This is a genomic window from Mycobacterium sp. 852002-53434_SCH5985345 (assembly GCF_001667155.1).
Taxonomy (GTDB): Bacteria; Actinomycetota; Actinomycetes; order Mycobacteriales; family Mycobacteriaceae; genus Mycobacterium.
The window spans coordinates 1-22,697 of record NZ_LZIE01000072.1 but is presented as its reverse complement, the minus strand read 5'-3'; the positions used below and the strand labels follow the sequence as shown (position 1 = coordinate 22,697).

Genomic DNA, 22,697 nt, shown 5'->3' with positions numbered 1-22,697 from the left:
TCAACATCGACTGCGAGTGGGAAGGCCTGTCATGAGCATCCTTGACGGCAAGGTCGCGATCGTCACCGGCACGAGCCGCGGTGTGGGCGTCGGCATCGCCCACGAACTGCTCCGCGCCGGTGCCACCGTCGTCGGCTGTTCGCGTTCGCCGCTGGACGCCATCCCCGGTTGCGAAACCGACTGGGCCGCCAGGGCCTACCAGAAAGTGTGTGACCAAGGGGACTACCGCGCGATCGATTCCTTCGTCTCCGACGTCGTCGCCGAGCACGGGCGGATCGACATCCTGGTGAACAACGCCGGCGGTACCGTTCCGGCGCCGCACGCCGACAGCATTCCCGAGCTGGTGCAACGCATTCAGGGGGCGCCAGCCAGCGACGACGAATATGAGCGCACCGCGCTGTTCCACGCGTACGCGGTGCAGATGAACCTCATCAGCCCGCTCTGGTTCGCCATCCGCGTCTACCGGCAGATGCGTACCCAAGACGGTGTTGGCTGCATCATCAACATCTCCAGCGGGGCCGGCCATCCGGCCGGGTCGCCGACGTTGGTTTCCTATGGCGCGGCCAAGAGCGGGCTCAACCATCTCACCCGCTCGCTGGCCGAGGAGTGGGGGCCCAAGGTGCGGGTCAATTGCATCGCGCTGGGGCCGACGATGACCGAGAACTTCCGGTCGTTCGTGTTGCCCAAGGACGACCCAACGGGCGCAGAGTATTTCGCCGCGATTCCGCTACGGCGCGCGGGCGACCCCGCGGAGGTGGGCAGGGTCTGCGTGTTCCTGGCCGGCGGGGAGGCCGACTTCGTCAACGGCACCACCATCGAGCACGACGGTGGCATGCTGCCCGGCGTGCTGTACGAAGCAGGCCTGAAGACCATCACCGATCTGCTCTAATCGTCACCATGAGCAACTTGGAGCCCACCGCCGAACAGTTCGCGGCCCTGGCCGCGCGGCCCGCCGACGCACCCGTGGTGATGGTCAACCTGTTGAAGTTCAAGACCCCGGATGGCCTGGAGTCCTACCTGCGCTACGGGCAGGAGGTCGCACCGCACCTGCAGCGGGTGGGTGCCACCGTCCGCTACGCGGGAACCGCACCGGCCTTCGTCATCGGCGACGGCGAAAAGCCATGGTGGGACGCCATTCTCATCGTTGAATACCCGACGCCGCAGGCGTTCATCGACATGGTGACCACTGCCGAGTACGCCGAAGTGCACCAACACCGCGCCCCCGGGCTCGATCGGGGTGATCTGATCGCCACGTCGGTGTGGTCACTCGCGGGCGGCTGACACTCAGAGCTTGTATCCGATAGCGCGCAGCAGATCGTGGCGCTCGGCCGCGTCGCGGTCGCCTTCCACTCCGACGGGAGTCTGACCGTCGATGACACCCACGATGCCGCGACCGCGCGGGGACTCCGCGACAATGACTTCAACGGAATTGGCTGTGGCGCAGTAGATCCCGCAGACTTCGGGCACCGCTTTCACGGGGTTGAGGACATTGACCGGAAAGCCCTCCCGCAAGAAGATCACGAAGCTATGTCCGGCCGCGATGGCCAGCGCGGCGCGAGTTGCCAGGTCGACCAAGTCCGCGTCGTTGCCGCTGTGGCGAACCAACCGCGGTCCGGACGCTTCGCAGAAGGCCACGCCGAACCGCAGCGATGGGCTCACGCCGACCAGGGCCTCGTGCAGGTCTTCGACCGTTTTGACGAAATGCGCCTGACCGATGATCACGTTGACATCCTCTGGCTTGTCAACGGCCACCACATCCCAGGTCAACGATGGTGTCGTCACGAACCCATGCTGCCACCCGGCTGCGGGCCTACGGTACGGCCTTTTGTCCTTTCGGTCGGGTCGAAAGACCGCGATGTTCGAAGAGCGCCTTCGGCCCGGCGTCCGTCGAGGTCTAATTGATGGATGGAACTGATGATGCCCACCGACGCGATATTTCTGCTGGGAGAGTCGCGGGAACACCCCATGCACGTCGGCGGTCTGCAGTTGTTCGAGCTGCCGGAGGGCGCCGGCCGCGGCTTCGTCCGTGACCTCTACGACCGCTTGGTCGCGCAGGATGATTTCCAGCCCACATTCCGCAAGCATCCGGCGACGTTCGTCGGTGGAATCGCGAACCTGGGCTGGTCTTACGACAAAGACGTCGACATCGACTACCACGTCAGGCGCTCGGCGGTGCCGTCGCCCGGCCGGATCCGTGAACTGCTCGAGCTGACCTCGCGGTGGCACAGCAGCCTGCTCGATCGTCATCGTCCGCTGTGGGAAACGCACATCATCGAGGGTCTCAAGGACGGCCGGTTCGCCATCTACACGAAGATCCACCACGCACTGATCGACGGCGTCTCCGCGCAGAAGCTGATGCAGCGCGCGTTGTCGACCGATCCCGACAATCGTGAGATCCGCGCGCCATGGAGCCTGCCCAAAAGCAAGCGCAAGAGCAACCCGGTAAGCCCGCTGACTTCGGCGCTGCGGGCGGCGGGATCCCTTGCGGCGCTCGCCCCGTCGACGCTTTTGCTGGCCCGAGCGGCGCTGTTCGAACAGCAGCTGACGCTGCCGTTCGGAGCCCCGCGCACCATGCTGAACGTCAAGATCGGCGGCGCGCGCCGCTGCGCCGCGCAGTCATGGTCGTTGGACCGGATCAAGAGTGTCAAGAAAGCCGCCGGCGTGACGGTCAACGATGTCGTCCTGGCGATGTGTTCAGGCGCCCTGCGCTACTACCTGCTCGAGCAGAACGCGCTACCGGACACACCGCTGATCGCGATGGTCCCCGTCAGCCTCCGCACCGAAGACGAGGCCGACGCCGGGGGCAACCTCGTCGGAGCCATCCTGTGCAATCTCGCCACCGACACCGACGATCCCGCGCAGCGACTGCAGACGATCAGCGATTCGATGCGGAGCAACAAGGAGGTGTTTTCGCAGTTGCCTCGTTTCCAGGCGCTGGCGCTGTCCGCAGCCAATACGTCAGCGCTCGCGTTGGCGGCGGTCCCCGGCTGGGTGGCGTCGACGTCGCCGCCGTTCAACATCATCATTTCCAACGTAACGGGGCCTACCCAGCCGATCTACTACGGGGGCGCCCGGCTCGACGGAAACTATCCGCTGTCGATCGCGCTGGACGGACAGGCGCTGAACATCACGCTGGCCAACAACGCCGGAAACCTCGACCTCGGCTTGGTGGGATGCCGTCGCAGCGTGCCGCACCTGCAGCGTCTGCTCGCGCACCTCGAGTCGTCGCTCAAGGACCTGGAACGCTCGGTCGGGTCCTGAGCGAATGCCGAAGCTCAGTGCGGGTGTGCTGTTGTACCGGACCCGCGACGGCGTCGTCGAGGTCCTGATCGCCCATCCGGGGGGCCCGTTCTGGGCGCGAAAAGACGACGGGGCGTGGTCGATTCCAAAAGGGGAGTACGCCGAGAGCGAAGATCCGTGGGCGGCCGCGCAACGCGAGTTCTTAGAAGAACTCGGGCTTTCGGCCCCGGCCGGGGCCCGGCTGGATCTCGGCCAACTCAAACAGTCCGGCGGCAAGCTGGTCACCGCCTTCGCCGTTTGCGGCGACTTGGACGTGACCGACGCGCGCAGCAACACCTTCGAATTGGAATGGCCGAAGGGTTCGGGCAAGTTTCGCGAGTTCCCGGAAGTCGATCGGGTGGGCTGGTTTTCGGTGGCGCAGGCCCGCGTCAAGCTCCTGAAAGGGCAACTCGAATTCTTAGACCGATTGATGGCGTATCCCGATTTGGCGGGGTTACACGAAGGGACCTGACATGCAGACGTTACGCACACCCGACGAGTCGTTCGACCGCGTGCCCGACTTTCCGTATGCGCCCAGGTATTGCGAAATATCGGACGGCGAAGGCGGGACGCTGCGGGTCGCCTGGGTGCAAGACGGCCCCGAGCGCGCCGACCCGATCCTCATGCTGCACGGCGAACCGTCGTGGTCTTTCCTGTACCGCAAGATGATTCCGGTACTTGTCGGCGCCGGACACCGGGTCATCTGCCCCGATCTGGTCGGGTTCGGTCGCTCGGACAAACCAACCCGCCGCGAGGATCACAGCTACGCGCGCCACGTCGAATGGATGCGCGCGGTGGCCTTCGACGTCCTCGACCTTCGAAACGTGACCCTGGTCGGCCAGGACTGGGGCGGGCTGATCGGTTTGCGCCTCGCCGCCGAACACCCCGATCGATTCGCCCAGCTGGTCGTGGCCAACACCGGCCTGCCGACCGGGGAGCAGCCGATGCCCGACGTCTGGTGGCGTTTTCGCGAGGCGATCACCACCGCGCCGGAGCTACACGTCGGCGCGTTCGTGCAGGGCGGCTGTCGGCAACCGATGAGCGACGACGTGCGCGCGAGCTATGACGCGCCGTTCCCCGGCGACGAGTACTGTGCGGGTCCGCGGGCCATGCCGGGCTTGGTGCCGACCTCGCCGGACGATCCCGCGGCGGCGGCCAACAAAGCGGCGTGGGCCAAACTCTCGGCGAGCCCCACTCCAATGCTGGTCGCCTTCAGCGACAGCGACCCGATCACCGGCCCGATGGGCGCCATCTTCCAACGCGAGATGCGCGGCGCGCAGGGAATCGATCATCCCCTGATCCGCGGCGCCGGACACTTCCTGCAAGAGGATGCGGGCGAGGAGCTGGCGGGCCACATCGTCGAGTTCCTCCGTCGCTGAAACTACGTGCGGTCCGCCTAGGGGCAGAATGGCCGCATGACGACCGCGCCGACCGATTCCCAGGGGTTGCTGCTGCAGCTGCTGGACCCGGCCAACCGGCCCGACCCGTATCCACTGTGTGCGCAGTTTCGCGACGGCGGCGCGCTGCAATTGCCCGGCGCCAACCTGACCGTCTTCTCAAGCTACCGAGACTGCGACGAGGTGTTGCGGCACCCATCGTCAAGCAGCGACAACGTCAACTCGACGGTCGCCAAGCGGCAGGCCGAGACCGGCACGGCGCCGCGCAGGCAGGGCCCGCCGGGCTTTTTGTTTCTCGATCCACCCGATCACACCAGGCTGCGCAGGCTGGTCAGTAAGGCATTCGCGCCGAAGGTGGTGAACGCGCTGGAACCCGATATTCGTTCGCTGGTCGACGGAATGCTCGATCGGGTCGCCGAAAAGGGCCACTTCGACGTCGTCGAGGATTTCGCCTATCCGCTGCCGGTCGCGGTGATCTGCCGGCTGCTCGGCGTGCCGCTCGACGACGAGCCCCAATTCAGCCGTGCATCCGCCCTGCTCGCCCAGGCGCTGGATCCGTTCTCGACGATTACCGGAGTGCCGCCCGAGGTCGCGAATGAGCGACAGCAGGCCGGAACGTGGCTGCGCGAGTACTTTCACGGCCTGGTCGACCGCCGCCGTTCGACACCCGGTGACGACCTGCTGTCGGGGCTGATCGCGGTGGAGGAGTCCGGAGATCAACTGACCGAAGAGGAGATTGTCTCCACCTGCAATCTGCTCTTGATCGCCGGACACGAGACGACGGTGAACCTGATCGGGAATGCGATGTTGGCGATGTTGCGCGATCGCGGCCAGTGGAGCCGGTTGGGCGCCGACTCCGGACGAGCGTCGGCCATCGTGGAAGAGACCCTGCGGTTCGACCCACCCGTACAGCTGGTCGGGCGAATTGCTCTCGCCGACATGATGATTGGTGGAGTCGAGGTACCGGCGGGCGATGTCATGATGTTGGTCCTCGCCGCCGCCCACCGTGACCCTGCGGAATTCGACCGGCCCGATCTCTTCGACCCGGAGCGGAAAGGATTGCGACATCTGGGTTTTGGTCGGGGAGCGCACTACTGTCTGGGCGCGCCGCTGGCCCGGCTGGAAGCAAGTGTCGCGCTGGCGGCGGTAACCGCGCGCTTCCCAAACGCGCGGCTGGACAGCGAGCCGCAGTACAAGGCCAACGTCACGCTGCGCGGACTGTCGCGGCTGTCCGTCGCGGTCTAGATCACCCGCGCTCCCAGGGCGGGCTCTCGCCCATCTTCTTGTAGTACTTCGCCAAGTGGCTCTTTACACGGTCGACGTCCGCCTTCGGCAGGTCGATGCCGCCACGGGCGCCGTCCATGATGGCGCCGGCCGCCATCACACCACGCGGCACAGCCTTGAGGTCGCCGCCGACGACATCGGCGATCAACAGTTTGTACGCCGTGAAGTTGTCCTTCTTGGCGTTGTCGTACCAGACGTGGGCGTCGCGGTACTTCTGGTTCGGTGCGTCCTGCGCGTCGGCCCATTTGCGGACGCGCTTCTCCGCGGCGTCACCGTCCCACTTGCGATCGCGATCGGCCAACGGCAGGTCTTGAAACGCTGTCACTGACATGTACGTCCGCGTGCCCGCCCGCGGCGGGCGCTAAACGCCGGGGCCGTCGAATGGCGGCTGTCTTTTCGCGCACGGCCTCCACGATGCGTGGAGTTTCCCTGTCTCTGAGCTGCGCGAAAGCAGGGGTGCCCAAGTTTTCGCCGGATCCGCCGAACCTCCCCCCGACGGTAATCGTCTTTATAAGTAACGAATGCCGCCACTCGTCCGACGACCAAGGGAGAGGATGATGGGAGACAGGCATCACGATCCAACTGATCATTTCCGGACCACGCAACCGCACGCCGGCATGACGATGAAGGACAACCTCTTATGGCCGGGGCTCATCCTGCTAGCTATCGGGGTATCCGGGATGATAAGCACTGCGGCGGTCGCGGCCTACGGACATTACGAATGGCTCGCCACGACGGGATTGGTCGCCGGACTGGGAACCATCGCCGGAGCGCTGTGGTGCGTTGTGGAGCGTCGCCGTGTGGCTCGGATCGACGAGCAGGTATATCGACTACGGCGACGCCCGCGACGCCAGCGCGCCGACGGCTCAGAAATGATCGGCGAATTGGCAAGGGAATTAAGCGAATTGGATGTGTCAGGCGTGCAGCAAAAGTGCTGATCGCGGGTGCATCGCGCTCATAAAAGCGATCAGCGAAGTCCAGCTGACGGCGCGGTCGTCTTTTCCTGCCTAACCAGCCGCCGCTTTTCTAGCTCGATCCCAAACCGGGCACGATGTCGCCGAGGCTGAAGGTGACCGGCTGTTCGAGTTGTTCGTATGTACACGAGCGCGGCTCGCGGTCCGGGCGCCACCGGTTGAACTGCGCGGTGTGACGAAAGCGCCGGCCTTCCATGTGGTCGTAGCGAACCTCGACAACGCGCTCCGGACGCAGCGGCACGAACGAAAGATCCTTTCCGGCGTTCCAGCGCGAGAATTCGTTCTTGCGCGGCGTCCGTTCGCCGGCCTCATGGGCAGCCCAATTCCACGGGTGGTCCTCGAAACCGGTGACGAGCGGCTGCAGCTCGGTGAACAGGCGCCGTCGTTCGGCCATTGGAAAGGCGCCGATCACCCCGACGGACGCGAGCTGACCATCCTCTTGGTAGAGCCCGAGCAGCAGCGAGCCGATGGCGTCTCCGCCGGACTTGTGCACGCGGTAGCCGGCGACCACGCAGTCGGCGGTCCGCTCGTGCTTGATCTTGAACATGACGCGCTTGTCGGGCTGATAGGTGACGGTCAGCGGCTTGGCGATCACACCGTCGAGGCCGGCCCCCTCGAATTCGTCGAACCAGCGCCGCGCAACCTCAACATCGGTGGTGGCCGGAGTGACATGGATCGAAGGCCCCGAGTCCGCCACGGCATCGACGAGGGCGGCGCGCCGCTCGCTGAATGGTCGCCGCAGGTAGTCTTCGTCGCCCAGGGCGAGCAAGTCGAATGCGATGAAGGACGCCGGTGTCGCCTCGGCGAGCATCCGCACCCGCGAATCTGCTGGGTGGATGCGCTGTTGTAGTGCCTCGAAGTCCAGGCCGTGGTCGGTTGCGATGACGATCTCCCCGTCGATCACGCAACGCTCGGGCAGCTCCGCGCGGACCGCGGCCACCAACTCGGGGAAATAGCGCGTCATGGGCCGTTCGTTGCGGCTGCCCAGCTCCACTTCGTCGCGGTCACGGAAGCAGATGGACCTGAATCCGTCCCATTTCGGTTCGTATGACGCATCGGGCGGGATCGACCGCACCGATTTGGCAAGCATCGGCGACACCGGGGGCATGACGGGTAAGTCCATACGCCGATTGTGCTGGAATCTTTGGTATGGCCGCTGCAGAAGAGCTCGACGTCGACGGTATTGCGGTTCGCCTGACCAATCCGGACAAAGTTTATTTCCCCAAGTTGGGCTCGAAAGGCACCAAGCGGCGGCTGGTCGAGTATTACCTCGCCGTGGCTGGTGGTCCGATGCTCGACGCGCTCCGTGACCGGCCCACTCATCTGCAGCGCTTCCCGGATGGCATCGACGGTGAGGAGATTTACCAGAAGCGGGTCCCGCAGCATCACCCCGACTATCTGCAGACCTGCCGGGTGACGTTCCCGTCTGGACGCACCGCCGACGCGCTGAAGGTGACGCACCCCTCCGCCATCGTCTGGGCGGCACAGATGGGCACCATCACCTTGCACCCGTGGCAGGTGCGCTGCCCGGATACCGACCATCCCGACGAGTTGCGCATCGACCTGGATCCGCAGCCGGGCGTCGCCTTCGAGCAGGCGCGCGAGGTCGCGGTTGACGTGTTGCGACCACTGCTCGACGAGCTCGGTCTGGTGGGATATCCCAAGACATCCGGCGGGCGCGGGATCCACGTCTTCCTTCGGATCGCCACCGACTGGGATTTCATCGAGGTACGCCGAGCCGGCATCGCGCTGGCCCGTGAAGTAGAGCGACGCGCGCCTGAGGCCGTCACCACTGCGTGGTGGAAAGAACAACGCGGTGAGCGTATTTTCATCGACTTCAATCAGAACGCCCGGGATCGCACCATGGCATCCGCGTACTCGGTACGCCCCACCCCGATCGCGACAGTGTCGACGCCGCTGACATGGGACCAACTGGCCGGCGCGGAACCAGACGACTACACCATCACAACGGTTCCCGATCTAGTGAAGGGCCGCCAAGACCCCTGGGCCGCAATGAATGACGTGGCGCAGTCGATCGCGCCCCTACTGGCGATCGCTGACGCCGACGAAGAACGCGGCCTCGGCGATATGCCGTATCCGCCGAACTACCCGAAAATGCCCGGAGAACCGAAACGCGTTCAGCCCAGCCGGGATACGGACTTGAAGAAGAACGGCAAAGGGAAGCAATAGAGCTTCGGCCCACGGGCGCCGAGCACTGCGCAGCCGCGATTTCGTTGTGCCACAGGGCGTGCGGCGATTTGTCACAGTGACGCCGGCGCGGCGCCTAGTCGACGGGCACGCTAAAGGAACCCTGACGGACATCGGTGCGCTGACTGGCACGCCCTATGGCCGAAGGCGGACCTGCAAAGTAGAGCGTGCCAGTAGCGCAACCCCGACGGCCTATGGCGTACAGGTGATTCCGGTCGCTCCACCGCTGCACGAGAAGGTAGGCACCGTGCAGCCGGAGCTCGTCAATGCGGTGAAGGCGAGGGCCAGGCCGAGGACAACCTTGTACTTCATACGAGACATGAACCACTCCATCCATCCGAGGAGAAATGTTACGCCCGAGACGAGTTATATTACGTGAGTACAATCCGGAATACTATGGGATTAAACGAATTTGCGAATTCCTGGTCCCCTAGCGGTCGATAGGTTGTAAGACCACGGCCATCGATTCCGGTATCGAAGGTCCCTGTGCCGCAACGACTTAAGGATCCGGGTCACCGTGATGTCCGCACTGGTTAGTGGGGCGGCCACATAGGGCAGCGCACCAGGAGTATCAGGCATTCGGCGGCAACGGATTCGATGCGGCTGTGCCGACGTGCATTAAAGCGCACAACGACCGCCCGGATCGCGCGATACACTTTCGTCACCGGCGCGCGCGAACGAAGCGTGCGACTCGCTGCTCAGATAAGTGCTTGGCGTGCAGGCAGTCTCATCTCGAGCACTACGACGAGAGCCGGTGCGCTAACTGGCACGCCGAGCACTAGGTGGGCCCAAAAGTGGGTCTTACCAAGGAAAGCGTGCCAGCAGCGCACCCCTCGAAGGCCGAACGGCCCCTATGGCGTGCAGGTAACTCCAGTGGCTGCAGTGCTGCAGTCGATCACAAGCGGCACCGTGCAACCCGAGGATGTTAACGCGGTGGCGGCCAGAATCAGCCCGAGGACAACCTTGTACTTCATACGAGACATGAACCACTCCATCCGTTAGAGGAGAGATGTACGCCCGAGGGGAGTTATGTTACGTGAGTGCAATGCGGAATGCTATGGGATTTACTAAATTTGCGGCGGCCTACTTCAACTGATTGAAAGCGCGGCATAGTCGTCGGCAACGCGGCCGGCGGATGCGTCCATGATGGCGACTGCGAGCCTGATTTGCATTCATTTTCCAAAATCTTCCGCAGGGGCGGGGCGCGGCATAAGATAGGGAATAGCGCGCGATCCGACCTACATTTCCAACAATGCAGGGCGATGCGAAACATGCTCGGGGGAACCGAGATACGGACTCTGGGGTCCCCTGCAGCGCTGCCGATTGTCGGCGATCCCCGCATTCGCTGTGCCCATTGCAATCCTGCCGACCAACTCGGTAGGCTGTCTGGACGACCACACCGCGCCGGTGTATACGCTCGCGCCAATCTCGGTCCGCTCTTCTCTCAAGTGCCAACACGGTGAATGCATTTCATGCCAGAGTGATCTTTCGTGTCCCACGGCACCGGCCTGATTAGATTCCAAATCCGGTCAACCCGACCGAGAAAAGTAGGCTTCTTCGCTATGCCGGTGGCTCTTCGTGCGTGGTGCGCAACGCTAGCTTTTGCGCTCTCGGTGCCGGTCAGTATTACCGCTGCGGGCGCGGCGCTCGCGACGCCGATCGGTAATGACGCCGGCGACCGGCTGGTCGGCTGGGACACCTATCGACGGCTCGACCGGTTGCCGTATCTGCGCACCGACACGCAGGCCCTGCAGCTTTCCAGTTTCGACCGCAGCGGCGGTGATTTCGACCTCTCCACCGGTAATCGCAACGGCACCGGAGGATGTTTGACCTCGGGCGGTGCCGGCTGCGTCATCGCGGAGGATCGCGGTGCCGGCGAGGTGGATTCGATCTGGCTCACCCGCGACGGCGGCAAGGTGACCCGGCTCGGGAACATCCGCGTCGAACTGGACGGACGAACGGTGATCGACGCTCCCCTGCAATCGGTGGTCGACGGTGCGTTGGGTGCGCCGTTCGAGTGGCCGCTCGTTGCGAATGCGGCGCAGTCGCCGGGTGGTGTGTACATCAAGGTGCCGATGCCCTACCGACAGTCGATGCGGATCAGCGTCGCGTCGAATCTCGAGTACTACCACGTCGACTATCGACAATTCTCGAGCGCCATGGGCGTGTCGACTTTCTCGCCCTCCGACCCCGCGCTCGACGTGCTCGCGATGCTGCGCGCCGCGGGCGCCGTCGACCCCAAACCGTCTGCGGCTGCGGCGGTTCACGACAACCGGGTCGTCGAGGTCCCGGCCGGGGCCGAGATGACCATCGCGGAATCGGCCGGCGCGGGCACCATCTCGGCGTTACGGCTGCAACTGCCCGAACCGGCGGACCAACTGCTGAGCGGCTTGCGGCTGCGAATGGACTTCGACGGCCGCACCCTGGTCGACTCGCCGCTCGGGGAGTTCTTCGGCGCCGGGCTGGGTGCCAACACCGTGCGGTCCCTGATGTTCGCGGTGGTCCAGCAGCCCGGGGGACCGCTGTCGTTGTCCGCATGGTGGCCCATGCCTTTCGCCCACGCGGCCCGCATCACGATTGTGAACACCACCGACCACCCGGTAGCCGGAATCGACAGCGACGTGACCACCGCCCCCGATGCCCAATGGGCGGCCGCGCTGGCCAGCGGTCGCGCCGGCTACTTCACCGCTCGCTCGCATTCCGGGCCGACGGTCGTCGGTCAGGACTGGTTGTTCGCCGACGAGCAGGGCCACGGGAAATTCGTCGGCGTCAGCCACACCATCCGCGGTTCTCGAATCAGGACCGCGTTCAGTGACGCCGCCCCTTACTTTCTCGAAGGGGCCGAGCGCGTCTACACGGACGGCGCCGGGTCGCCCCAGTGGTATGGCACCGGTACCGAGGACCTCTACGAGGGCGGTTGGTATTTCAAGGATGGCACCCGCTTCAGCGACCCGCTCACCGGGCAACCCGACCGGCGCACGGCCACCGCCGGCTGCGCCGACTACTGTGTCGCCGTTTATCGACTCATGCTCGCCGACGCCATCGATTACCATTCCGCGATCCGCTTCGGCATCGAGCACGGTAAACGGAACATGGTTCAACCCGACTACAGCTCAACAGCTTTCCTCTACACGCAGCCGAATGACACTCTTACGCCTGGCGACGACGTTCGCCCGGGCGACCCGGTCAGTCGACTCCTGCACGGCTACGCCGACATTGACGGCGCCGATCAGCTGCTGGTCAGCGAATATGAAGGGGCCGACGACACCCATCCGGTGATCGGGTCGGTCCGCGCCACCAACGCCGCGGTCACGTTCCACCTCGAGACCGACCCGGACAACCGCGGCATCGCGCTGCGCCGCACGTCGGATCAGGCGGACGGCTTCCAGTCGGCGGACGTCACCATCGATGGCGTTCCCGTCGGGAATTGGCTGCAGCCGCGCAGCAACGGCTTTCATCGCTGGCTCGACGACACGTACCTCTTGCCGCAATCGATAACCGCGGGCAAAGCGCAGCTGGCGATCACCCTCACGCCCACACAAGACTCCCCGCCGTGGACGGCCAGCCGCTATCAGATCGAGACGCTGACCGGCTCAACCGATTAGACCGCGGCCGACCGCACCACCCGGTTGGCGAGCAGGGCCATCACGACACCCGTCAACCCGCCGACGGGAGCCATCAACGACGAGCATCCCGACAGCACGAAGAACCCGAACGCGGCGCCGACGGTCAGCAAGGCCGCGTGCACGGGCGTCCAGCGCGCCATCGACGGCAACCGGAACGACAAGCCCATGCCAAGGAGTAGCGCCAGAACGTGACCGAACGCGGTGAAGTCCGCATTAAACGTGGCCACCAACCCGATGCCGAGCCACCAACCGATCCAGGCCGGACGCCAGCGCAACGGTATCGATGCGGTCAGGGCGCCCAGCACGCACACCGCGCCGTAGCTGATCCCGACATCGGTGGCTCGCGCGACCGAGAACGGCAACCATCCCGTCTCCACCGCGGCGACCAGCCCTACCGCGAGGATCAAGGTGGCGCCGATGTGGCCGACGGCAAAGGTGATCAGCAAGCCCCGACCGCGCCAGATGAGTTCGCCCAGCGCCAGGAGGCACACCAGCCCCGGCAACCAGAGATAGACGTCGCCCCCGTCGCTGACGAATGCGCTACCGACCAGGGCGGCCAGGTGGCCGTGCGCCAGGTTGTGCAGGTTGGTGCTCATTTCGCTCACGACCGAGGCGCGGGTGCGCGCACCCATGGCCGTCAGGGTGACGGAGACCGCGAGCAACAGGACGGCGTACGCCACCGTGACACGCAAGCGGTCGGCGCGTGCGCGAACGTTCGTGCCGGGCGACGTCATTGGCCGTTCCAACCGCGGTCGCGGGCCAGCAGGTCGGCCACGGTCTCCCGGCGCACCAGCTCGCGAGAGCGGCCGCCGGAGACCGCGACCAGCGGCGGCCGGCCCACCAGACTGGGGCTCGATACCGTCGAGTGCTGATAGGCGCCGGTGCAGGCCACCGCCAGCAGATCGCCGGGGTGGATGTCCGCGGGCAGCTCGACGTCGCGGGCGATCTCGTCACCGTGTCCATTCCGGCCCACCACGGTGACGGGTGCGCTGGCGGTCGGGCGGTGGCGGTTCGCCAGTGCCACCGTGTATTTCAGGCCCAAACTCCGCGGGTTGTCGGCCGGGCCGTCGTCCACCGCGATGAAGGTATGCCCGCCCGGCTGCCGCTTCACAGCGGTGACCCGGCACAGGGTCACCCCGGCGCGTGCGGCGATCGCCCGGCCGGGCTCGATCGCGATCTTCGGCCGCGGGAATCCGTGCTCCGCGCAAGCGGATTCCAACGCGGCATCCACGGTGGCCCCGAGTGACCGCAGGTTGAGTTCCGGGTCGCCCGAACGGTATGGGATCGCGTGACCGCCGCCGAGATTGAGCTCAGTGAGGACGACCTGATGGTGCTCGCGGACCGCGGCCATCACGCCGATCGTCTGCCGGATAGCCGCACCGTACAGCGAGGCGTCGGTGATGTGCGCCCCGAGTTGGCAGTGCAGCCCCACCAAGTCGAGCGACGGCTGGTCCACGACACGCCTGAGCGCAGCCTGGCCCCCCGCCAGGGCGAAGCCGAATTTTTGGTCGGGCGTCCCGACGTCGGGAATGACCCGCACCAGGACGCGCTGACGGTGCCGCGCCCGGCAGGCGAGCAGCGAGATCTCGCTGGGTGAGTCGATCACGATCCGCCCGACGCCGGCCGCGATCGCGTCACCGAGTTCAGTCGCGGTCTTCGCGCCGGCCAGCACGATCCGCGAGGGCGGGACGTCGGCAGCCAGCGCGGTGGCCAGCTCGGCGGCCGAGCACACCTTCACGCCGGCCCCTTCGTCGGCGGCCCAGCGGGCCACGTCCACGCTCAACAGCGCCTTGCCGCCGTAAATCAGCTCGGCATCGGGGAGCGTCGCGCGATAGCAGCGGATGCGGGCGCGAAAATCCTCCTCGTCCACCACGTAGGTGGGGGTGCCGTACTCGGCGGCGATATCGTCGGCGGCGACGTCCCCGACGCACAATCGGCCCAGGTCGTCGACGTACGCGCTGAGCGGCCAGACCGCGCGGTCGAGGTGCGGGTTCAGCCCGTGCCTCACCGACGGAAGCAGCTCGAAGAGCGTCATACATCCACGGTGCCGGTCCGGCCGCGGGCGTGCCGCCTTCTTAACGAAGCCTTCACACCCGGGCGGTAAATCTTCACAGATCCGGAACACTGGCCGTGATCGAGGCGATCACCTCGCTCGCCGGCAGGATCGCGGTCGCGTAGTTCGGGATGTTCACCTCGAGCGCGGCGCGCATCTCGACGTCCGAATAGTCCGCGGTTGCGTCGCGCACCACGGTGACCTCGTAACCAAGCTCCGCGCCGTACCGCACCGTGGCCTCGAGGCAGGTGTGGGCGATCAGCCCCATGACGATGAGCCGATGAATGCCGTGCCGCTTGAGCTGCAGGTCCAAATCGGTATTGGCGAAACCACTTGAACACCAATGCTCATGGGCGACGATATCGCCGGGTTGCGGTTCGAACCCGTCGCGAAGCTCACCACCCCAGGTGCCGAACTCGAAGGTCCTGCGCGACCACGCCGCCTTCTGGACGGGGGCGATGTATTTCCACGTCTCGTAGTCGCCGGGGCGGTATCGGCGATGCAGCGCGTAGAACACGCGGATGTTCGCGGTCCGCGCGGCGTCGAGCACCTGCCTCATGTGCGTGACGCAGTCGTTGCTCTCGATGACGTTCTTCAGGCGGTCCCACACCTTGCCGCCGGGGGAGATGAAGTCGTTGTACGGATCGATCACCACCAGCCCGGTGGTGTCCTGGCCAAATGTCACGCGGACATCATCCCTCTCCGGCGTCTTGACTGCCCGGTCTACCTGCTGCTAGACATGGGTTCGCCGCAAATTTGGGCGATCGCCCAAACGGTGTGGAGGTGAAGCATCGATGACCGTCGCCAGCGACACGGACGTCTACTACGACCCCTACGACGTGGACATCAACGCCGACCCGTATCCGACCTACGCGCGGCTGCGCGACGAGGCACCGATCTACTACAACGAGCGCTATGACTTCTGGGCGCTGTCCCGGCATTCCGACGTCGAGCGGGCGCTGGCCAACTGGGAGACGTTCTCCAACAAGCGCAGTGACATTTTGGAGCTCATCCAGTCGAAATTCGACATGCCCGGCGGCGTCATGATGTTCCAGGATCCGCCCGAGCACACCAGGCTGCGCGGCCTGATGGCGCGCGTGTTCACGCCGCGCCGGATGGCCGCCCTCGAGGACCAGATTCGGCAATACTGCGTGCGGTGCCTGGACCCGCTCGTCGGCTCGCAAGGCTTCGACATCATCGCGGAGCTGGCCTCGATGATGCCGATGCGGGTGATCGGGATGCTGTTGGGAATCCCTGAATCCGAACAAGTCTCGGTGCGCGACGCCAATGACGCCAACCTGCGCACCAAGCCGGGCGCACCGCTGAAGGTTGCCGACGCCGATTCGATCGCCGACGGCCGGATCTACGCCGACTACGTGGAATGGCGGTCCAAGAACCCTTCCGATGACCTGATGACGACGCTGCTCAACGTCGAGTTCGACGATGAGCACGGGGCGCACCGAAAGCTGACGCGCAAGGAGGTGCTGCACTACACGCAGGTGGTGGCCGGGGCGGGCAATGAGACGACCGGCCGGCTGATCGGCTGGCTGGCCAAGGTGCTCGCCGAGCATCCCGAACAGCGGCGCGTCGTCTATGACAATCGGTCACTGTTGACCCGTACCGTCGACGAGACATTGCGATTCGAACCGACGGGGCCGCACGTCGCGCGTTGGATGGCAAGGGATTTCGAGTGTTACGGCACGACGGTTCCCGCCGGCAGCGCCATGCTGCTGCTGTTCGGCGCCGCCAACCGCGACCACCGCCGCTACACCGATCCCGACACCTACAACGTCCGCCGCGACAACATCTCGCACATCACGTTCGGGAAGGGTGTGCACTACTGCCTTGGCGCCAACCTGGCCCGCCTCGAGGGTCGCGTTGCGCTGGACGAGATTCTCAACCGCTGGCCGGAATGGGGCATCGACTACGACACGGCGCAACTGGCCTCGACATCGACCGTGCGTGGCTGGGAGCGGCTGCGGGTCACATTGCCCTGAAACGGATTAACTCGGCATTTCGAACCGGTCGACGATCCGGCTCACCAGCGCGACGGCCTCCGAGTGGCCGGTCGTGGCGCCCAGCGCCTGCTCCAGGATGAGCATGCGGCCGACCGCGGCGATGATTACCGCGAGGCCGGCGGGCGGGAAATCGCCTGTGTCCAGGCCGTGTTCGCGGACGATGAAATTCAGGGCGGTGGTCTGCATCTCGCGCCAGCGCTGGAACCAGGCCGCGATCTCGGCCCTGATTTCCTTGCGGTGGTTGGCGAGACCCATGAACTCCAGCAGCAGGCGGGTGTCCTTCGGCTCGATGAGCGTGTCCCAGAAGGCATGCAGGGGGCGGTCGGATGCCAGCGCCCGCCGTTGGCGTTCCAGATAGGCGGCAGCGCCGCGCCGGAAGACGTTGAGGTAGAGATCGTCCATGGTCGGGAAGTAGTAGTGCACCAGGGCGGGTTTGACGCCGGCTTCGGCCGCCACCCGGCGCGACGTCGCCGCGGCGTAACCCTCGTCGACCATGATCCGGACCGTCGCGTCGATCAACATGTCGCGCGTCGTGGAGTCCCTGGCCATCAACGGACCCTAATTTGGGCGATCGCCAAAAATCAACACGGCGGGCGAGCGCAGGCCAAGTCCATGATTAGGGAATCGGTGGCCGGGGAATTGTCATCCGGACAGTTCAAAAAGTGAAGGAAAAATCGTGGCTCCAAGCTTCAAAGACGTCATCGCATCCAAATACCTGCTGCTGACCACCTTTACCAGGGACGGTCGCCCGAAACCGACGGCGATCTGGGGTGTGCCCGAGGGGGAGAAGCTCCTGGTCATCACCGACGACGGGTCGTGGAAGGTCAGGCGGATCAACAACACGCCGCGGGTGACGATCGCGAGGAGCGGATCCCTGGGCAAGCCGAAGAGCGAGCCGGTCGAAGCGATCGCGCGGGTCCTGCCGAAGTCGGAGACGCGGCGGGTGTACAACGCCGTGCTCAAGCGATACTGGTACCACGCGTGGTGGTTTTATGCGCACTCGATCGTGCGCGGCGGCGTCGACAAGGTGCACGTGGGGCTAGAGATCACGCCGGCCGCTTAGCGTCGCTCTTCGGGTCGATCAGGATCTTCGCGTGCGCCTCGGGGTCACCGAGTGCCTCGAAAGCGGCGTCAACGCCGGACAACCCGACCGTCCCGGTGATCAGCGGTGCGACGTCGACCTTGCCGTCGGCGAGCATATGCAGGGTGTCGCGGAACTCCAGTGGCGTGTAGCCGAGCACGAACCGCAGGTCGATTTCTTTGTTGATCGCCATGGCCGGCCGAATGCGGTCGGCACCCATGCAGACTCCGACGACGACGACGCGCGAGAACAGCGGCGCGCTGGAGATGATGTCGTCGATGATGCCCGGGACGCCGACGCATTCGAAGATGACGGGATGCTTGGGGGTGGCCGCGCCGGCCGCTTCCGCGGCGCGCCACACGTGCCACCACGGCAGCCGCAGCCTTTGTAGCTTCTCGATCGTGCCGACCGCGAGGTCGAACGCCTCGAGGATGCCTTGCAGATGCTTACGGCCGGCCTCGGTCTCGTAGGGCGAGTCCTGTGCGGGGTCGACGACGATATCGGCACGGCAGGCCGTCGCGAGCGCCCGGCGGCCCGCCGAGAAGTCGCTCGCGACGACGGTGCGCACCCCATGCGCCTTGAGCATGCAAATAATCGCGAGACCGATTGGCCCGCAGCCGATGACGATGGCGACGTCCCCCTTGCCCACCTCGCCGCGCCGAACGGCGTGCCACCCGACGGCCATCGGCTCGGTCAACGCGGCGACGTCGGGGGACAGTCCGTTCGGAACGGCGAACGTCAGCGACTGCTCGACCAGAAGCTGCTCGGCGTAGGCGCCCGGCGCCATGGTCGACAACCCGATCCCGTGCACCTCCTTGCCGCGCCGCAGCAGCGGCAGGGCGACGACCGGGGTGCCGGGCCGCGGGGCCTTGCGGGTGCCGGGACCGTAATCGATTACCTCACCGCAGAATTCATGACCGAACACCACCTGCTGATCCGATCGCATGAACGCGTCATATCCCGACTCGGCCATCACGTCGGCGAGTTCGTCGCAGTGCCGGCGCGCGTGCAGGTCCGATCCGCAGATGCCACATCGGAGGACGTCGATCAGCAACTGGCCTTTGCCCGGTGTCGGTGCGGGCAGGTCCACCACTTCGAGTTTTGCGTTGGTGCACGTGACGCTCTTCATCCGTCGATCCTCCTACACGGTGGCCGACTTGGAACCCTCCGGTTGCAGTCCCGCCGCCTCTTTCAGCTCTCCGTAGGCCCGTCGGGCGCACCGGGCGAGGCGCGGTAGGTCACCGAGCGCCGCGGCGTTGGCGATGAAACCGAAGTCCATGCTGTCGTGGTAGGACGCGAAGGTGGCGTTGAGTCCGATCGAGGCCGCGAGGGCGGAAACCGGGTAGATGCCGAGGAGGCGCGCACCGTTGAGGTATTTGATCTCCGCTGCGCCCGCCACGTTGGAAATTACGAGGTTGCACGCCGGGTGCGCGACCCGGTCCAGGTGCGTGGATGAACCCAGGCCGGCGAGCGCCACGAGCCCGGCCGCATAGGTGAGTGCCGCCTCGCTGGACATGCGGCTGAGCTCCTTTTTGCACGCGGCGACCGAGTCCACCACTTGGTGGATCCGTTCCGGCATGCTCGCTCCGGGCTCTCCGAGTCGCGGAAACACGGCCGATACTCGCGTGCCGATCGTCGTGTCCCGGCCGCCGCGCAACGACACCGGACACATCGCAATGAAAGGGTGCGCGAAGGCTTGGCCCGTCTCGCGTAGGTAGGCGTGCAGTCCGGCATCGATGACCGTGACAGCCACGTCATTCAGGGTCGCCCCGAGGCGCCGCCCGACCTCATGCATCTCTTCGAGCGGCAAGGAAAGCGTCGCGAAGCTTCGCCCAATCTGCAGCGGGGCGTTGGTCGGGGCGTGTTGCGCCCCGAACGGCAGACTGCCCTCCAGATGTGATCGGACCATAGTCGCGAAGAGCTTGCGCAGCGCGCCGACCGAAATCTGGCTGAGCGCCTCGACCTGCGTGAGGGTAGCGCGAATCGAATCGGTGATCCGCGACGTGAGGGGTGTCGGAGGGTGTGGTGTGGGTTCCGGCGCGCCCAGCGCGAAGGCGGGCGTCGGGACGGTGCGCTCCCCGGTCGTGCTCAGCCCGGCGTAAAGCAGCTTGAGGCCGGATTCGCCGTCGATGATCGAGTGATGGGTCTTCGTGTAGATCGCGAACATACCGTCCGGCACTCCATCGATCACCCAGCACCGAAATAGCGGCCGGTTACGGTCGAGTTGTGGCTCGTGCAGATCCGCGACGAGCCGCAGCAGATCGTCGTAGGAGGAGCGTGCGGGCAGGGCCAGGTGTCCGACGTGGTAGTTGGGGTCCCACTGCGTCACCTCTCGGAAATGGGGCGCACCCCGACCGAGCAACTCCGGAACGTAGTTGAAGGGCGGTGCCGGCGCGCACGCTCGATACGCCTTCACGATCTCGCGCACTATCGGCGCGCGGCCGGCCGGCTTCTTGAACAACAGCATGGCGCCGACGTGCGTAGTACCGGCTGGCGACTCGATCAACAGCCATGAAAGATCCAGGGGTGGAATGGGTTTGGTCATGCCGTACCTCCAATCCGCAGTCCGACCCTGCCCGGGCGCGCATGACTCGAATCGATACGGCGATGGTCTCTCCGCCGACCACGGCCGGCGAGGGCATTAGGACCCCGTTTACGGCAGTCGTTAGTCCTTCAGCTGAGCGCCGCGCCCCGCTCAGCTCACGGCGCGAAGGGCTTCGAATGTGTCAGCCAGAGTCTCTTGCGGATCGCGGTAGGTGATGCCGAGTTCGCGCTCGCTGGGGGAATCATCGGACGCCGGCATCTGCGTGTAGTACTGCATCCCGGCCCATGTGAAGGGCGTATCGAAGGGTACGAACCGGCTGGCGCGATCCATTACCGCCCCAGCGACGCGCAGCGCGGTGTCGGGAATCGGAACCGAGACCATCGCAGACCCGGACACCTCGCCGAGCATCTTTGCCAACTCCGCCGCCGGAACGCGGTGGCCGCCAGCCATGTACCGGCGCGGCCCGCGGCCGGGCTCCAGCAGGGCCGCATGCAACGCGGCCAAATCGCGCACATCGACGATCAACCAGGCCCCGCTCCGCCCCGGGATCACATGCATCTGCAGGGCGGCCTTGACGCCTTCGCCGGCCTCGCCGAACTGGTCACCCACCGGCGGACCGATGACCATGCCCGGGTAGGTGATGTCCACCGGCGCGCCGGCATCCTGCAGACCGCGGGCATAGATCTCGACCTGCGCCTTGGAAGTCCCGTAGCCGTCCGCCCCGCCGACGACCGGCAGGTCCGCCGACAGCTCTTCGAGGCCGGCGTGAAAGAGCGCGCTGAAACTGGACACGTGGACGATCGGGTCCAGGCCCAGCTCGACCGACTGGCCGAGGACGTTCTGGGCGCCCTGCATGTTGGTGGTGAGCATTTCCGTCGTCTGGCGCGGGTCGGTGGCGACCAGGGCGGCGCTGTGCACGACGGCTTCACAACCGTCCAGCGCCTTGCGCACCGCTATCCGATCGGTGATGTCGGCGACGGCGAAGTCGGACACGTCGACGCCCAGCTTGGCCACCGTAGTCTCCAGCTTGCCGGGGTTGCGCACCAGAAATCGGATCGAGTGCCCCGCGTCCGCGATGGCTTTAGCCGTCCAGCCGCCGACGAATCCCGTACCGCCTGTGATCAGAACGCGCATGCTGCGATCTTTGCAGGGCCTTCCGGGCTACAGGTGACTGGAGGCGAAGTTGGCGGCCTGGCCCGTCATGCCGTTCATCCCGTAGGAAGTGTGCGCGGCGAAGTCGTCGCCGTTGCCGCTGCCGCACACCGGGTCGCCCTGGGCGCACAGCTCGATGGTCTTCGGCTGATACAGGGGGCCGATGGCCAGCGGCGGAGCGTGGTACTTCTGCAGGAAGTCGCCCGACGGCGTTCCGAATAGGGTGACCGCGGCGACATGGTTGGCGACATCGGTCGGCATGGGCGGGGGCACGGCCGACGCGGGCACCCCCGGCGGCACGGCCGCCGAGGTGACATACCCGGCCAGGGCGGCGCCCTGCGAGTACCCGCCGAGCACCTCGCGGGTGTTGGGGCAGTTCTTGGCGGTGGCTTCGACGTGCGAACTGGCGTCACGGATGCCGTCGACCACCGTCTGCGGGAAGTCGGGAGCCGAAAAGTCCGTGCTGGCGGGGTAATTCACCGCATACACCCCGAGCGACCGCGAGCCGATCTGCGAGCGCAGCGCGTCCACGAACGACCCGCCGATGCCGCCGATGCCGGGCGGCTCGCCCGACCCGCGGGCGAACACCACCTCGACATCGGGACACGGTTCCGCGGACGCCGATGGGCTGGGCGCGCTGGACACCAGGGCGCCGGCTACCAGCGCCGCCAGTCCAACGAGCGCCGGCAGCCGGCGCAGCGCGGAAAGCCCGCTCACTTCTTGAACGCGTCTTTCACCTTCTCGCCCGCGTCCTTGAGGCTGGACTTCGCCTGGTCGGCCCGGCCCTCGTCCCTGGTGTCGTGGTCTCCGGTCGCCTTGCCGACGGCCTCTTTGGCCCGCCCGCCCAGGTCTTCGATCTTGTTCTTCAGCTTGTCCTCGTTACTCATGCCGGTGTGGCTACCCAGCAATGGGCGAGGTTAAAACCCCGTCCTGCCATCATGGAGGGCGTGAGCGCCGCAATCGTGGTCGCAATAGTGGTGGGGCTGATGCTGCTGGGCGTCGGCATGGTGGTCAACCAGTTGCTTCGGCTGCGCAGGTATCTGAACGATTCGCCGACGGCTCCCCCGCCCGCCCCGGAGC

Annotated in this window: 23 protein-coding genes; 11 read left to right on the top strand and 12 right to left on the bottom strand. The window is 65.8% G+C overall.

Annotated elements, in window-relative coordinates:
• Window positions 1-31: 31 nt before the first annotated feature.
• Both A5756_RS17320 and A5756_RS17315 read left to right on the top strand, forming a co-directional pair.
• The gene (locus A5756_RS17320; RefSeq protein ID WP_066954872.1) at window positions 32-889 is read left to right on the top strand and encodes an SDR family NAD(P)-dependent oxidoreductase; all 858 of its coding nucleotides are present in this window, start codon (window positions 32-34) and stop codon (window positions 887-889) included.
• 8 nt (window positions 890-897) lie between these two features.
• Complete coding sequence (locus A5756_RS17315; protein ID WP_066954869.1) at window positions 898-1,281, top strand: DUF1330 domain-containing protein; 384 nt, start codon at window positions 898-900, stop codon at window positions 1,279-1,281.
• Between the two features lie 3 nt (window positions 1,282-1,284).
• On the opposite strand, the gene A5756_RS17310 is transcribed toward A5756_RS17315, so the two are convergent.
• Window positions 1,285-1,782 carry an adenosine-specific kinase gene (locus A5756_RS17310; protein ID WP_066954866.1) on the bottom strand — a complete coding sequence of 166 codons (498 nt, stop codon included), beginning with the start codon at window positions 1,780-1,782 and terminating at the stop codon, window positions 1,285-1,287.
• A gap of 123 nt (window positions 1,783-1,905) precedes the next feature.
• Here A5756_RS17310 and A5756_RS17305 point away from each other — a divergent pair, with 123 nt between their 5' ends.
• From A5756_RS17305 to A5756_RS17290, 4 genes are read left to right on the top strand one after another with little or no spacing between them, the layout of a single operon-like run.
• Window positions 1,906-3,261 (top strand): wax ester/triacylglycerol synthase family O-acyltransferase, encoded by a 1,356-nt coding sequence (locus tag A5756_RS17305; RefSeq protein ID WP_066954862.1) that lies wholly within the window; start codon window positions 1,906-1,908, stop codon window positions 3,259-3,261.
• Between the two features lie 4 nt (window positions 3,262-3,265).
• A complete protein-coding gene (locus A5756_RS17300) occupies window positions 3,266-3,751 on the top strand; it encodes an NUDIX domain-containing protein (RefSeq protein ID WP_066954860.1) in 486 nt (161 codons plus the stop codon).
• A 1-nt stretch (window position 3,752) separates the two neighbouring features.
• Window positions 3,753-4,658: a haloalkane dehalogenase gene (locus tag A5756_RS17295; RefSeq protein WP_066954856.1), complete on the top strand. Its 906-nt coding sequence runs from the start codon at window positions 3,753-3,755 to the stop codon at window positions 4,656-4,658.
• Window positions 4,659-4,694: 36 nt separating this feature from the next.
• Window positions 4,695-5,921, top strand: coding sequence for a cytochrome P450 (locus A5756_RS17290; protein ID WP_066954853.1), 1,227 nt, complete (start codon window positions 4,695-4,697; stop codon window positions 5,919-5,921).
• A 1-nt stretch (window position 5,922) separates the two neighbouring features.
• On the opposite strand, the gene A5756_RS17285 is transcribed toward A5756_RS17290, so the two are convergent.
• Complete coding sequence (locus A5756_RS17285; RefSeq protein WP_066954850.1) at window positions 5,923-6,291, bottom strand: hypothetical protein; 369 nt, start codon at window positions 6,289-6,291, stop codon at window positions 5,923-5,925.
• A gap of 226 nt (window positions 6,292-6,517) precedes the next feature.
• On the opposite strand from A5756_RS17285, the gene usfY reads away from it, so the two are divergent.
• A complete protein-coding gene (usfY, locus tag A5756_RS17280) occupies window positions 6,518-6,898 on the top strand; it encodes a protein UsfY (RefSeq protein ID WP_231989146.1) in 381 nt (126 codons plus the stop codon).
• An 88-nt stretch (window positions 6,899-6,986) separates the two neighbouring features.
• On the opposite strand, the gene A5756_RS17275 is transcribed toward usfY, so the two are convergent.
• Window positions 6,987-8,057: an ATP-dependent DNA ligase gene (locus A5756_RS17275; RefSeq protein ID WP_066954847.1), complete on the bottom strand. Its 1,071-nt coding sequence runs from the start codon at window positions 8,055-8,057 to the stop codon at window positions 6,987-6,989.
• Window positions 8,058-8,083: 26 nt separating this feature from the next.
• On the opposite strand from A5756_RS17275, the gene ligD reads away from it, so the two are divergent.
• Together ligD and A5756_RS17265 are read left to right on the top strand one after the other, a co-directional pair.
• A complete protein-coding gene (gene ligD, locus A5756_RS17270; protein WP_066954844.1) occupies window positions 8,084-9,124 on the top strand; it encodes a non-homologous end-joining DNA ligase in 1,041 nt (346 codons plus the stop codon).
• A gap of 1,580 nt (window positions 9,125-10,704) precedes the next feature.
• Complete coding sequence (locus A5756_RS17265) at window positions 10,705-12,747, top strand: glycoside hydrolase family 172 protein (RefSeq protein ID WP_066954841.1); 2,043 nt, start codon at window positions 10,705-10,707, stop codon at window positions 12,745-12,747.
• Here the strand turns inward: A5756_RS17265 and A5756_RS17260 are convergent.
• From A5756_RS17260 to A5756_RS17250, 3 genes are all read right to left on the bottom strand, one after another.
• Window positions 12,744-13,502, bottom strand: coding sequence for a rhomboid-like protein (locus tag A5756_RS17260; protein ID WP_066954838.1), 759 nt, complete (start codon window positions 13,500-13,502; stop codon window positions 12,744-12,746). The two genes, A5756_RS17265 and A5756_RS17260, sit on opposite strands and share 4 nt — an antisense overlap.
• Entirely contained in the window at window positions 13,499-14,803 is a 1,305-nt protein-coding gene (locus A5756_RS17255; RefSeq protein WP_066954835.1) for a diaminopimelate decarboxylase, read from the bottom strand. Before A5756_RS17255 ends, A5756_RS17260 begins: the two co-directional genes overlap by 4 nt.
• Window positions 14,804-14,876: 73 nt before the next feature.
• A complete protein-coding gene (locus A5756_RS17250; protein WP_066954833.1) occupies window positions 14,877-15,506 on the bottom strand; it encodes a cysteine hydrolase family protein in 630 nt (209 codons plus the stop codon).
• A gap of 109 nt (window positions 15,507-15,615) precedes the next feature.
• Between A5756_RS17250 and A5756_RS17245 the strand changes: the two genes are divergently transcribed.
• Complete coding sequence (locus A5756_RS17245; RefSeq protein ID WP_066954830.1) at window positions 15,616-16,818, top strand: cytochrome P450; 1,203 nt, start codon at window positions 15,616-15,618, stop codon at window positions 16,816-16,818.
• A gap of 6 nt (window positions 16,819-16,824) precedes the next feature.
• Here the strand turns inward: A5756_RS17245 and A5756_RS17240 are convergent, their stop codons facing one another.
• On the bottom strand, window positions 16,825-17,361 hold the full coding sequence (locus tag A5756_RS17240; protein ID WP_066954972.1) for a TetR/AcrR family transcriptional regulator: 537 nt from the start codon (window positions 17,359-17,361) through the stop codon (window positions 16,825-16,827).
• Between the two features lie 154 nt (window positions 17,362-17,515).
• On the opposite strand from A5756_RS17240, the gene A5756_RS17235 reads away from it, so the two are divergent.
• On the top strand, window positions 17,516-17,902 hold the full coding sequence (locus tag A5756_RS17235) for a PPOX class F420-dependent oxidoreductase (protein ID WP_066954828.1): 387 nt from the start codon (window positions 17,516-17,518) through the stop codon (window positions 17,900-17,902).
• On the opposite strand, the gene A5756_RS17230 is transcribed toward A5756_RS17235, so the two are convergent.
• From A5756_RS17230 to A5756_RS17210, 5 genes are all read right to left on the bottom strand, one after another.
• A complete protein-coding gene (locus tag A5756_RS17230; RefSeq protein WP_066954825.1) occupies window positions 17,886-19,049 on the bottom strand; it encodes a zinc-binding dehydrogenase in 1,164 nt (387 codons plus the stop codon). The genes A5756_RS17235 and A5756_RS17230 overlap by 17 nt on opposite strands.
• A 12-nt stretch (window positions 19,050-19,061) precedes the next feature.
• Window positions 19,062-20,465 carry a wax ester/triacylglycerol synthase family O-acyltransferase gene (locus tag A5756_RS17225; RefSeq protein WP_066954822.1) on the bottom strand — a complete coding sequence of 468 codons (1,404 nt, stop codon included), beginning with the start codon at window positions 20,463-20,465 and terminating at the stop codon, window positions 19,062-19,064.
• A 150-nt stretch (window positions 20,466-20,615) separates the two neighbouring features.
• Window positions 20,616-21,599, bottom strand: a complete 984-nt coding sequence (locus A5756_RS17220) for an NAD-dependent epimerase/dehydratase family protein (protein WP_066954819.1) — start codon at window positions 21,597-21,599, stop codon at window positions 20,616-20,618.
• A gap of 27 nt (window positions 21,600-21,626) precedes the next feature.
• Window positions 21,627-22,307 (bottom strand): cutinase family protein, encoded by a 681-nt coding sequence (locus tag A5756_RS17215; protein WP_082959057.1) that lies wholly within the window; start codon window positions 22,305-22,307, stop codon window positions 21,627-21,629.
• Between the two features lie 23 nt (window positions 22,308-22,330).
• On the bottom strand, window positions 22,331-22,504 hold the full coding sequence (locus A5756_RS17210; protein WP_066954818.1) for a CsbD family protein: 174 nt from the start codon (window positions 22,502-22,504) through the stop codon (window positions 22,331-22,333).
• Window positions 22,505-22,697 lie beyond the last annotated feature (193 nt).